This window comes from Rhodopila globiformis, from assembly GCF_002937115.1.
Lineage (GTDB): Bacteria > Pseudomonadota > Alphaproteobacteria > Acetobacterales > Acetobacteraceae > Rhodopila > Rhodopila globiformis.
The window spans coordinates 16355-27117 of sequence record NZ_NHRY01000045.1; the positions used below are offsets into that span (position 1 = coordinate 16355).

11 protein-coding genes and 1 tRNA gene are annotated in these 10763 nt (G+C 67.1%); 8 read left to right on the forward strand and 4 right to left on the reverse strand.

Annotation, left to right across the window (positions count from 1 at the left end; genetic code table 11):
* Positions 1–189 precede the first annotated feature (189 nt).
* From CCS01_RS03210 to CCS01_RS03220, 3 genes are all read left to right on the forward strand, one after another.
* Complete coding sequence (locus CCS01_RS03210) at positions 190–981, forward strand: VOC family protein (RefSeq protein ID WP_104517388.1); 792 nt, start codon at positions 190–192, stop codon at positions 979–981.
* A 17-nt stretch (positions 982–998) separates the two neighbouring features.
* Entirely contained in the window at positions 999–1199 is a 201-nt protein-coding gene (locus CCS01_RS03215; RefSeq protein ID WP_104517389.1) for a Nif11-like leader peptide family natural product precursor, read from the forward strand.
* 180 nt (positions 1200–1379) lie between these two features.
* The gene (locus CCS01_RS03220; protein ID WP_104517390.1) at positions 1380–2672 is read left to right on the forward strand and encodes a homoserine dehydrogenase; all 1293 of its coding nucleotides are present in this window, start codon (positions 1380–1382) and stop codon (positions 2670–2672) included.
* A gap of 539 nt (positions 2673–3211) precedes the next feature.
* Here CCS01_RS03220 and CCS01_RS03225 read toward each other — a convergent pair.
* Positions 3212–3631 carry a response regulator gene (locus tag CCS01_RS03225; RefSeq protein WP_104517391.1) on the reverse strand — a complete coding sequence of 140 codons (420 nt, stop codon included), beginning with the start codon at positions 3629–3631 and terminating at the stop codon, positions 3212–3214.
* Positions 3632–3991: 360 nt separating this feature from the next.
* Here CCS01_RS03225 and CCS01_RS03230 point away from each other — a divergent pair, with 360 nt between their 5' ends.
* A complete protein-coding gene (locus tag CCS01_RS03230) occupies positions 3992–5158 on the forward strand; it encodes an acyl-CoA dehydrogenase family protein (protein ID WP_104517392.1) in 1167 nt (388 codons plus the stop codon).
* Between the two features lie 61 nt (positions 5159–5219).
* Here CCS01_RS03230 and CCS01_RS03235 read toward each other — a convergent pair whose 3' ends face one another.
* Entirely contained in the window at positions 5220–6020 is an 801-nt protein-coding gene (locus CCS01_RS03235) for an HpcH/HpaI aldolase family protein (RefSeq protein ID WP_104517393.1), read from the reverse strand.
* 247 nt (positions 6021–6267) lie between these two features.
* Here CCS01_RS03235 and CCS01_RS03240 point away from each other — a divergent pair.
* The 3 genes from CCS01_RS03240 (at position 6268) to CCS01_RS03250 (ending at position 7752) form a co-directional block, all read left to right on the forward strand.
* Positions 6268–6342 (forward strand) — tRNA-Thr (locus tag CCS01_RS03240).
* Between the two features lie 249 nt (positions 6343–6591).
* Complete coding sequence (locus CCS01_RS03245; protein ID WP_104517394.1) at positions 6592–6843, forward strand: alpha/beta fold hydrolase; 252 nt, start codon at positions 6592–6594, stop codon at positions 6841–6843.
* A 3-nt stretch (positions 6844–6846) separates the two neighbouring features.
* Complete coding sequence (locus CCS01_RS03250; RefSeq protein ID WP_104517395.1) at positions 6847–7752, forward strand: heme-dependent oxidative N-demethylase family protein; 906 nt, start codon at positions 6847–6849, stop codon at positions 7750–7752.
* A 632-nt stretch (positions 7753–8384) separates the two neighbouring features.
* Here CCS01_RS03250 and CCS01_RS03255 read toward each other — a convergent pair.
* The gene (locus CCS01_RS03255) at positions 8385–9455 is read right to left on the reverse strand and encodes a ketopantoate reductase family protein (protein ID WP_104517396.1); all 1071 of its coding nucleotides are present in this window, start codon (positions 9453–9455) and stop codon (positions 8385–8387) included.
* An 82-nt stretch (positions 9456–9537) separates the two neighbouring features.
* Here CCS01_RS03255 and CCS01_RS03260 point away from each other — a divergent pair, with 82 nt between their 5' ends.
* Positions 9538–10074 carry a YdcF family protein gene (locus CCS01_RS03260; protein ID WP_104517397.1) on the forward strand — a complete coding sequence of 179 codons (537 nt, stop codon included), beginning with the start codon at positions 9538–9540 and terminating at the stop codon, positions 10072–10074.
* A gap of 165 nt (positions 10075–10239) precedes the next feature.
* Here the strand turns inward: CCS01_RS03260 and CCS01_RS03265 are convergent, their stop codons facing one another.
* On the reverse strand, positions 10240–10572 hold the full coding sequence (locus CCS01_RS03265; protein WP_104517398.1) for a TIGR02300 family protein: 333 nt from the start codon (positions 10570–10572) through the stop codon (positions 10240–10242).
* Positions 10573–10763 lie beyond the last annotated feature (191 nt).

Below are 10763 nucleotides of genomic sequence, written 5' to 3' on the forward strand. Positions count from 1 at the left end.
CAGTCACAGTGTTCCGATCAGTACGAATCCGCCGCCGAGCGTACCTGCCGGTGCGCGGGATGGTGCGGACCGGATTTTCCCGCGGCAAAACCGGGGCCTGGCGCGGCCCCGGGCCGGCCGGAGGCGCTGGCACGGCGGTTGCGACAGGCAGCCGGTCTATCGGTCCCGTTTCTTCCCGGAGAACGCCCCATGTCCATCGACAAGATTGAAAGGCCGCAAACGGCCACCTTGCGCATCGCCGTCGCCAGCCGCGACGACATGCGCGTCGACCAGCATTTCGGCCACGCTGACTCGTTCCTGGTGTTCGACGTCATCGGGGACGGCGCAACGCCGCTGGGCCGTCGGGTCATTGCCGAACACGCCCAGGGCGAGGACGAGGACCCGCGCCAGACCGCCATGCGCATGCTGGCCGACTGCAGCGTGCTGCTGGTTGCGAAGATCGGCCCCAATCCACAGGCGCAGCTCGCCACCGTTGGCATCGAGGCATCCGACATGCTGGCGGGCAAGCCGATCGAAACCGCGCTGGCGATGACGTTTGCGGCGAAGAACGTTGATCATAGCGGCGTCCCGGTCGATGCCTCGCAGTTTCGCCTGCTGCACGCCATGCTGCGGGTCACGGATCTGGAACGTTCGCTGGCGTTCTACATCGGGCAACTCGGCATGCGGGTGCTCGAACAGCGCGATCACAAGAAGAACCAGTTCTCCCAGGCCTATGTCGGCTATGGCGACGGTTTCGAGCAGATGACGCTGGAACTGGTGGCCAACTGGGCCCACGAAGGCCCTTATGTCGCGGGCGATTCCTTTGGTCATGTTGCCATCGCGGTCACGGGCATCACCGCCCTGTGCGACCGCCTGGCCGCCGCCGGCGTGAAAATGCCCCGGCCGCCGCGCGCCCAGCGCCACGGCGACAGCATCGTTGCCTTCATCGAGGATCCGGACGGCCACCAGATCGAACTGGTGCAACGTTCGCCCGCGGCCTGAGCACGGGGAGAGCCACCATGTCTGTCGAATCCGCCGTCGCCTATATCCGCCGCATTCGCGCCGACCCGGCCTTCCGCAAGACGCTGAACGACAACAGTGAGGACGAGGCCGCCAATTGGGCTTTCATCAAGGAACAGGGCTTCGCGTTCACCGTGGCCGAGTTCAAGGCGGCACAGGAGGTGATGTACAAGGAGTTCGGTGTCGATCCGAACGCCTGAACCGGCCTGAACAGCCCCGGACAGGGAACCTGCCCGGGTCCTGGGCCGTGTCCGGCCAGCGCCGCTCCGGCGGCACGGACAACGCTGCGGCAGGTGCTGGACAGACGTTCCGCTCTTGACCCCGCATGCCGGATTGCGGATGACACCGCCTCGCTGAACCACCGTGGCGGAGCCGCACCCATGACCCGACCCCTTTCCGTCGCCATCGCCGGTCTCGGCACCGTGGGCGGCGGCGTTCTGATGATGCTGCGCGACAACGCCGACATCATCGCCGCGCGCGCCGGCCGGCCGATTGCCGTGACCGCCGTGTCCGCGCGCGATCGTAACAAGGATCGCGGCGTCCCGACCGCCGGGCTGCGCTGGTACGACGATCCGGTCGCCCTGGCGGCGGACCCCGCCGTGGACGTGGTGGTGGAACTCATCGGCGGGTCGGAGGGCGTGGCGCTGGCGCTGGCCGAGGCGACCTTCGCCGCCGGCAAGGCGCTGGTGACGGCGAACAAGGCGCTGCTGGCGGTGCACGGTGCCGCGCTGGCTGCCTCGGCCGAGGAGCGCGGCGTGGCGCTGGCGTTCGAGGCGGCGGTGGCCGGCGGCATCCCGGTGATCAAGGCGCTGCGCGAGGGGCTGGCCGGCAACCACGTCAGCGCCGTCGCCGGCATCCTGAACGGCACCTGCAATTACATCCTGACGCAGATGCGCGAGCGCGGGCGGGAATTCGCCGAGGTGCTGGCGGATGCGCAGAAGCTTGGCTACGCCGAGGCGGACCCCAGCTTCGACATCGACGGCATCGACGCGGCGCACAAGCTGGCGATCCTGGCGGCGTTGGCGTTCGGCCGGCCGGTGGCGTTCGACCAGGTGCATGTCGAGGGCATCCGCCGGATCTCGGCCGTGGATATCGCCTTCGCCAACGAGCTTGGCTACCGCATCAAGCTGCTGGGCATCGCGCGGCAGACGGAAGCCGGGATCGAGGCGCGCGTGCACCCGTGCATGGTGCCGCAGACGGTGCCGATCGCGCGGGTCGACGGCGTGTTCAACGCCGTGGTGGCCGAGGGCGATTTCGTCGGCCGGGTGATGCTGCAAGGCCGCGGCGCCGGGGCCGGGCCGACGGCGTCGGCGATCGTGGCGGACCTGATCGACATCGCGCGCAACCGGTTCACCCCGGTCTGGGGCGCCTCGGCCTCGGAACTGTCCACCGCGCCGTCGGTGCCCATGAGCAGCCACGTCGGGCCCTATTACATGCGCCTGATGGTCGTCGATCGGCCGGGCGTGATCGCCGACGTCACCGCGGTGCTGCGTGACCTTGGCATCTCGCTCGAGTCGATGCTGCAACGGGGGCGCAGCCCGGGCGAGGCGGTGCCGGTGGTGCTGGTGACGCACGAGACGAAGGAAAGCGCCATGCGCGAGGCGGTGGAGCGCATCGGCCGGCTGCCGACGGTGATGGAAGAACCGACGCTGATCCGGATCGAGACGGAATAATTGCCAGACGCCTGAAGTTCTGACACGTCCGCGCCGGCCCCTCAGCGTCATGCCGGGCGTTGGCCCGGGATGACGATATGGCAACGGATGCCCCTGTCTTATAGCTTCGGCCCGCATTGTCCTGAATGCCAGGCCGCGCGTTGCAACAGGAACAGCCCGGTCGCGTTTGAGCCATCGCGACCGCAGGCCGCAACACAATCGGCTCTGCGTGCTCTGCGCGCCGCTCTGCGGTCTCTGCGTTGGAAAGCGGTGGCCGGGGCGCCATCGGCGTTGATGGCCGGGCGACTCACCGGCAACGCCGCTCTTTGTGGCGGCACCGCATTTTTGCAACGCAGAGACCGCAGAGCGGCGCGCAGAGCACGCGGAGAAGGGATTCGGGCCGCCTGCGGCCGCGGTGGCTGTGCGTTGATCGCCGTGCCCCTGGCCGCCTAAGTCAGCGCCTATGGGATCCATGGCGCCTATGCATACAAGCCAGGGCACGACGGTAGTGAGCCACGGCCATAGTGGATCGCTTCGGCGATGCGTGAACCTGGCAGGGTCTAGGCGGTCTCTGTTGCCAGCAGGCGGAATTTGGCGGGAAACGCCAGATCCGTCCGTCCATGCCTGGCGATCTCATCGATGATCCGCAGCGCCTGTCCGACGTCGTCCAGCCGATAGGGCTTGGTGATCACGGCATCGCCGGACGAGCCGATCAGGTCCTCGTCGCTGCCGTTGCCGGTGGAGAACAGGATTCTCGGGCAGGTCGTTTCATCAAGCCTGGCGCGGAGATCGGTGCCTGAATCGCCGTCCGCCAACCCGACGTCGACGATCGCGACATCCGGCGTGTTCTGTTCCACCAGCATTACAGCGTCGTCAAGCGTCCGGGCAACGCCGACGACCCCGTATCCGTCGCTCTCCAGGGCATCCTGGAGCAGTTCTGCGATCGACGCTTCGTCTTCCACCACAAGTACGGTCAGCATCTAATAGCCTTACGGTAAGCGAATTATATTGGATAATGTCTAAAATGCTCTCAGGAACATGTCCCTGACAGGGTTTGAGTAGCCCGTGATGTCGATGGTTTGCAACATTATTTCCGTAAATTTTTGCATCATGGCGAATCTGCTGCCGTCCGTGGCACCGAAGAAGGAAGGACAGGCACCCGGCACCTGACGGCGTTGGAACAGTTGCTGATGCAATCCGTTTTTCTTTTTTTGTTATTATCAGCAATAAAAATGACCCGGAACGGACCCGCCGCTGCGGCTTCGTGAAGGGGCCGCCGCGCCGTTGCACCGGCGGCGGGGCTGGCTACACTCGCCGCCACAGGGCAAGGGAACACCATCATGGACTTCCGGATCAGCGCGCAGCAGCGGGAGATGATCGCCTCAGTGCGCGACCTGGCGCAGACCGAGTTCAAGCCCCGGGCGATGCGCTGGATGGACGGCACCTTCCCCTGGGAAAACATGCAGAAGCTCGCCGCCATCGGCGTGCTGGGCATGTCGGTGCCCGAGGAATACGGCGGGCTCGGGCTGCCGATCCTGGATACCGCGCTGATTCTGGAGGAGATCGCCAAGGTCGACTACGTCACCGCCATGGCGGTGATGGGCGAGGCCGGCGTGCAGACCCGGGTGATTGCCCGTTATGCACCCGCCTCGATCCGCGAGCGTATCCTGCCGCGCGTGGTCAGCGGCGACTGCATGCTGGCGATCTGCATGACCGAGCCGCACGCCGGCACGGACGTCGCCAACTACCGCACCAACGCCCGGATCGCCGGCGACCGGGTGATTCTGAAAGGAACGAAGACCCTGATCAGCCGGGCGCCCGAGGCCGGCATGTTCGTCGTGTTCACCCGCGTCGACGGCAAACCCGGGCGGGAAGGCATCGGCTGCGTGCTGCTCGAGCCCGGTACGCCGGGCTTCGCGGTGACCGGCACCTACCACACCATGGGCGGGGAGAACCTGCACGAGATCCAGTTCGACGACTGCGAGCTGCCGCTGGAGAACCTGGTCATCCGCGAGGACGGATTCCGCAAGCTGCTGACCGCGTTCAACACGCAACGATGCCTGAACCCGGCGATCTCGCTGGGACTGGCGGAGGGAGCGTTCGACGAGGCGGTGACCTATGTGCGGGACCGCACCGTGTTCAACAGGCCGATTGCCGACTTCCAGGGCGTGCGGTGGAAACTGGCCGACATGTTCAAGGACATCGAGGCCGGGCGCGGCATCCTGTATCGTGCCTGCCTGACCGCCGCTCCGTTCCCCGATCCGTTCATGGCGGCGGCGGCGAAGGTGTTCTGCAACGAAATGTCGGTGCGGGTGACCAGCGAGGCGGTGCAACTGCACGGCGGCTTCGGCTTCACCGACGAATATCCGGTTTCCCGGCTGTACCGCGGCGCCCGCTACGGCTCCATCGGCGGTGGCGCAACCGAAACATTACGAGACCTGATCGGCCGCAAGATCGTCGGCGACCTGGACCCGGCCGACGGCATCCTGGGCCTGGGAACGTTCTGACATGCTGCTGATCGAGGCGGACGGCAAGGCGCTGCTCGCCAAACACGGCATCGCCGCGTCGTCAGACCGCGATCTCCTTCACGAAGCGCGCCCGCTGCGCACATGCCGTCAGCAGGAACGAGAGATCGGTTCCGGTTGAAACATACCGCGCGCCCATTTGCACGAACTGCGTCATCAGGTCATCGCGCGCCGCCAGGCCGCCGACGCCGACATGCTTGCCGACGGCCCGCGCCGCGGCGATGGCGCGGGCGAAGGCGTCCTTCAGCCCGGGATGGTCGAACTGGCCGGTGATCCCCATCTCGGCGCACAGGTCGTTGCTGCCGACGAGCAGCATGTCCACGCCGTCGACGGCGATGATCGCCTCCACCGACTCCAGCGCGGCGACCGTCTCCAGCATCACCACCACCGACGTCGCCTCGTTCATCGCGGCGTTGGTCGCCTCCGCCGGGAAGCTGCGGTACTGGTAGTGCGACAGGACGCCGCCGGCGGATCGCTGGCCCAGCGGCGGGAATTTCACGAGGTCCACCACCGCCCGTGCCTCGGCGGCGGAGCGGACATGCGGCGTGATCACCCCCATCGCGCCGCCATCCAGCACGCGGCCAATATGGTCCGGCGTGTTCGCCGGCACCCGCACCAGCGGCGTGATGCCGATGGACTGCGCGGCGATACAGATCTGGCAGCACATGTCGATCGACAGCGTGTTGTGCTCCAGGTCCACGTACAGCGTGTCGAATCCGGCCGTCAGCGCGATCTGCGCGATCTCGATCGAGCGGGCGAGGCGGACCGTCATCGACGCGACGACCTCGCCGCGGGCCAGTTTCTCCTTCATGTGGTTGCGCAGGATGGCAGGTGTCCCGGACATCTTTGTCTCCTCCCGATGCCGGAAGCCTGGGCACAAGACGGGCGGCTGGCAAGCCGTGCGGGCTGCCATGGAGGACGCGGCCGAATCGCCGGGCTTCCCGCCGGATGACGACGTTCCAGGCGCGCGGCCAACCGCGGCCGTGGAAGCCCGTGCGACGGCGGGGGATGCGGCATCGAAAGGGATGCGGAAACAGGCTTGCGCCCGGGAGACCAAGCGGCTAGGTAACGGCCCCACGCAACGCGCCGGCGCTGCTGTAGCTCAGTGGTAGAGCACTCCCTTGGTAAGGGAGAGGTCGACAGTTCAATCCTGTCCAGCAGCACCACCATCCTTGGCAGCCATGACGCGTCAGCGATTTCCCGCCGGTCCGCGAGAGCGGAACAGGCCACGGACCGCATACCGAAAAGTGCGCCGTATCCGTGTCCTCTCTATCGTAACTTTCATAGTTTGTTCCCCCTTGTGCCGGTTGCGGGTGTTGGCTCATCTTCCCCCGGGCTGATACGAAAATTGGGCTGATACGAAAATTGGACTGATACGAAAATTGGGCTGATACGAAAATTGGACTGATACGAAAATGCGCTCCCGCATCGCCGGGCCGATGCGCGGGCAGGACCCGATGGATATGGACATGTGGCCGCTATGGGACCGCATCCGCGTACCGCGCATGGTGATCCGTGGCGAGACCGGCGACATGCCCATCGGCGAGACGGGCGCGCGCATGGAAGCCTCCGGCGCCCGGATGTTCGTGGTACCGGAGACGGGACACGACCCGGCGCCGCTCGATCCGGCGCGGATCGCGGCGATCCACGCCTTCCTGGCCGGCTGAGCCATGCGCGCACTGCCCGAGGAAGCGCTGTACCTGCCGTTCGAGCCAGGATCCTACCGGATGGGCATGGACCTGGTCTCGATCCTGGAAGCGGCATGGTTGGAGCTGGACGACCGCTACCTGCCGGAGATGGCGGAACGCCGACGCCTGCTGGCTGAGGCGCATGGTGACGTCTTCGCCGCCTTGCCCGCCTCCGACGCGGCGCGGCCCGAGGCGCTGGAGACGATTGTCACGGCCCTGACGACGCATCATCCGGACTGGATCAGCCGCGACGGCCAGGTGATCCGCAACCACCTGACCAACGAGGGCTGGGACAGCCGCGCGCTCGATCCGCTGGAACTGGCCGGGCGGCTGTGCCAGGAGGACTGGTGCCTGATCCAGGACACCGGCCAGGGACCGATGTTCACCGCCGCGGTGCTCTGTTTCCCCAGTCGCTGGCGGCTGATGGAGAAAATCGGCAAGCCGCTCGCCGCCGTGCACGGTCCCGTCCCGTTCTACGCCGATCGGCTGGCCGCGGCGGTGGACCGGTTCATGCGGCACCTGAAGCCGGGACGCCTCGCGTCACGGCTGAACTGGTCGCTGTTGGAGGATCCGGCGCTGTTCCAGCCGGGCGGCAAATGGCGGGTCGATGGCGGTGCGGCCATCACTGTAGAGAATGCCGGCAGCCACGTGTTCCTGCGGGTGGAGCGGCAGACGGTGCGGCGGCTGCCGCATACCGGTGCCGTGCTGTTCGGCATCCGTGTGCATGTGTATCCGCTGGCCCGTATCATTGACGGTCCCGAACGTGCGGCAGCTTTGGCCTCGGCGGTGCGGGCGCTGCCCGCGGAGATCCTGAATTACAAAAGCGTGCTGCCGTTCCGGGAAGCGTTGTTGCAGTGGCTGGAAGGTTGCGGGGCGGGTAGCGGCTGATATCAGGGGCCCGGCATGCGCCATGGCTTCCGGATCCCGGGTAGCCAAAGCTTTGCGGCAAGCGCGCACATGGCGTGCCCGAAAAACCCCTGGAAACGGGGCATTGTGTTCAATCACTGCTCACAGCAAACCTCAGGTGGGTTGAGACGCACCGGCCGCCGTTCCCGTCATGGCCGGGCGTGTCCCTACGGGATGCACAGATCTCGGAAACGGTCCGCCGCTGCGTTTCCCTTTCGTCATGGCCCGGCTTGTCCGGGCCACCTATTCCAGCACGTGTGCCGCGACAGGTGGCCCGGACAAGCCGGGCCATGACGATGGGGGAACGCTCTTGGCGCCCAGGCAAGCACTTGATTTTACGGTCATTTCCGACTCGTTTCCAGGATGTGTGCATTGCGTAGGACGTGTCCCGGCCATCCACCCCCCGCCGTTGAAGCGCAGATGGCCGGGTCACGCCCGGCCATGACGGTGAGAGAACGGCCGCGGCGCCAAATCCTTCTCCGGCCGTCGTCTTATCCTGTGCGTATGGGGACACGCCCGGCCACGACGGTGAGGGATGCGCCGCCGCCAGCGACGCTGCCCGGCCCAACCAACCTGCGCTCCGCTCCAGGACGCGTGGCACGGCATTGGCCGTCTCATGACTGGCTGTTCACCAGCACGTTCTCCGGCCGCGGCGGGATTTCGCCGCGCTCCACCCGCAGCACCTGCCGCGTCAGCATCGCGTGCGTCGGCGCCGCCACCCCGACACGCGCGCCCTCGCCGGCGATGAAGCCGTTCATCGCCTCGATCTCGGTGCGGCGGCCCTTCTCCATGTCCTGCGCCATCGACGGACGCTGGTAGTCGGCCCGTTCGGCCTGGCCCGCCCCGCCCTCGGTCATCAGCCGCTCGACCGCGGCATAGGCGCTCGCGTCGCCCTCCATCGCCCGGGCCAGCGTCTCGGGCGGCAGCGCGCCGACGTTGCCCAGCTTGTAGCCCAGCTTCTGGCCGACGCGCACCGCCTCGCCGCCCAGTTGGATGCAGATGCGGCGCACCGCGGCGTGGTTGTCGCGCGCGTTGCCGCCCAGGCCCGTCGCCGCCGAGACGCCGTTGCGCATGCCGTTGACGCACAGCTTGGTCCAGCGCTCGCCCCACAAATTGCCGGTCGGCTTCGATGCATCGACGCTGGACAGGATAGCGGCGATTTCCTCGGCCCGTTTCGTGATCCGCCCGCTGGGCTCGCCGACGTAGAATGACGTGATGTCGGGACGTTTGGTATAGCCGCGGCGTATATGCCCGGGCTGGTACAGGTCGACGCCGACGCCGCCGGTCACGATGCAGCCCAGCGTGCGGCCCCAGCCGACGATGCCGGCCACCACCTCCTCATTGATGCAATTCTGCATTGAAATCACGCAGCCGGAGGCCGACAGGTACTGGCCGATCAGCAGCGTCGCCCAAGCGGTATCATATGACTTGACCGCAACGAACGCGATGTCGACCGGCTTCTGCTTCGCCAGTCCCTGCACCTCGGTGACGTGCATGGCGTTCACCGGCACCGTCATCCGCTCCTGCGGCGTCATGCCGTGGATCTCCAGCCCGTGCGCCTGCATCCGCGCGACGTGTTCCGGCCAGGGATCGATCAGCGTGACGTCGTGCCCCGCCGCCGCCATGTGCGCGCCGGCATAGCCGCCGACAGCTCCCGCGCCAATGATCGCGATGCGCCTGGACATTGCCGCTTCCCCCTCGCCGTTGAACGCGCTTTACAGCGAGACCCAAGGCACGCTGCCGCGGCCAGCATGAGAAACGCTCCGGATGAAAGTCAACCCGCAGGTCCCCGGCGCCGCCGACGCCGTCATCGTCATCTTCGGCGCCGCGGTGCGGCCGGACGGCACGCCGAGCCATACGCTGCACCACCGGGTTAACGCAGCAGCGCGGTTTGCCCATCGGTTCCGTAATCCGCTGTTCATCCCGACCGGCGCCAAGGGCCGCTACGGCGACGCCGAGGCCGCCGTCATGGCCCGCCAGCTGCGCGACCTGGGCTTCGCGGACACCGCCATCATCCGCGAGGAAACCGGCACCGACACGCTGTCGTCGGTGCGCGCGGTGACCCGCATCATCCGCGGCCTGCACCCCGTGCCGCCGGTGTACGCCTGCACCAGCGCCTATCACCTGCCGCGCTGCCTGACGCTGCTGCGTCTTGCCGGGATCAGGGCACACGCCTGCCCGCCGCCACCGGTCCCGGCGGCGACGCGGCAATCGCTACGCTGGTACTGGCGCCTGCGCGAGGCCCCTGCCCTGCCCTATGACGCACTGCTGATGCTCTGGCTGCGCGCCACGGGGCGGGCATAAGGGGGCGGGCGTGACGCGCCTTCTGCGTCATGACCGGCGCAGGCCGGCCATCCACGCCTTACGGTGCTGCACCAGACAAAGGCGTGGATGGCGGCCCTGCGCCCGCCATGACGGGTGGGACCGTCCGTGCCGACCCGCACCCACCAGGACGCCGGGCGACCGGTCTTACCGCTCGTTCTCGTCCTGGTCGGTCTCGACCTCGATGTCGCCGCCGATGGCGTCAGCGTCGTCTTCCAGGTCGTCGGTGGATTCCAGCACGTCCTCTTCCTCGACGTCCTCGACGCCTTCGACCTCCACGTCCACGTCCTCCGGCGCCGGGGTGACTTTCTTCGGACGCTTGTCTTCCACCACGTTGCCGCCGGTGCGGCGCGGACGCGGCTGTTCAATCGGCTGTTCGGTGCCGCATTTCGGGCAGATCGCGGGCGACTTGGTCAGGTCATAGAACCGCGTGCCGCATGCAACGCAGACCCGTTTGGTGCCGAGTTCAGGCTTGGCCATGAGTGTGTCGGGCCCTTCGTATGAATCCATGGGCTGCAAACAAGAGCGCGCGCCCATGCCACCACAGGCGCGCCCTGTCAAATCCCTTCTCAAGTCAATACAGGGGCATGCGGCGGGAAACGGTAGGCGCATCCGGTGAAAGCCGATATCAAGCCCGTGATGTCACGCAGCACCGGACCCGCAGCCATGGA

Coding starts and splice junctions, on each gene's coding strand:
- CCS01_RS03210 (WP_104517388.1), top strand. CDS start 190: ATGTCCATCGACAAGATTGAAAGGCCGCAAACGGCCACCTTGCGCATC.
- CCS01_RS03215 (WP_104517389.1), top strand. CDS start 999: ATGTCTGTCGAATCCGCCGTCGCCTATATCCGCCGCATTCGCGCCGAC.
- CCS01_RS03220 (WP_104517390.1), top strand. CDS start 1,380: ATGACCCGACCCCTTTCCGTCGCCATCGCCGGTCTCGGCACCGTGGGC.
- CCS01_RS03225 (WP_104517391.1), bottom strand. CDS start 3,631: ATGCTGACCGTACTTGTGGTGGAAGACGAAGCGTCGATCGCAGAACTG.
- CCS01_RS03230 (WP_104517392.1), top strand. CDS start 3,992: ATGGACTTCCGGATCAGCGCGCAGCAGCGGGAGATGATCGCCTCAGTG.
- CCS01_RS03235 (WP_104517393.1), bottom strand. CDS start 6,020: ATGTCCGGGACACCTGCCATCCTGCGCAACCACATGAAGGAGAAACTG.
- CCS01_RS03245 (WP_104517394.1), top strand. CDS start 6,592: ATGCGCTCCCGCATCGCCGGGCCGATGCGCGGGCAGGACCCGATGGAT.
- CCS01_RS03250 (WP_104517395.1), top strand. CDS start 6,847: ATGCGCGCACTGCCCGAGGAAGCGCTGTACCTGCCGTTCGAGCCAGGA.
- CCS01_RS03255 (WP_104517396.1), bottom strand. CDS start 9,455: ATGTCCAGGCGCATCGCGATCATTGGCGCGGGAGCTGTCGGCGGCTAT.
- CCS01_RS03260 (WP_104517397.1), top strand. CDS start 9,538: ATGAAAGTCAACCCGCAGGTCCCCGGCGCCGCCGACGCCGTCATCGTC.
- CCS01_RS03265 (WP_104517398.1), bottom strand. CDS start 10,572: ATGGCCAAGCCTGAACTCGGCACCAAACGGGTCTGCGTTGCATGCGGC.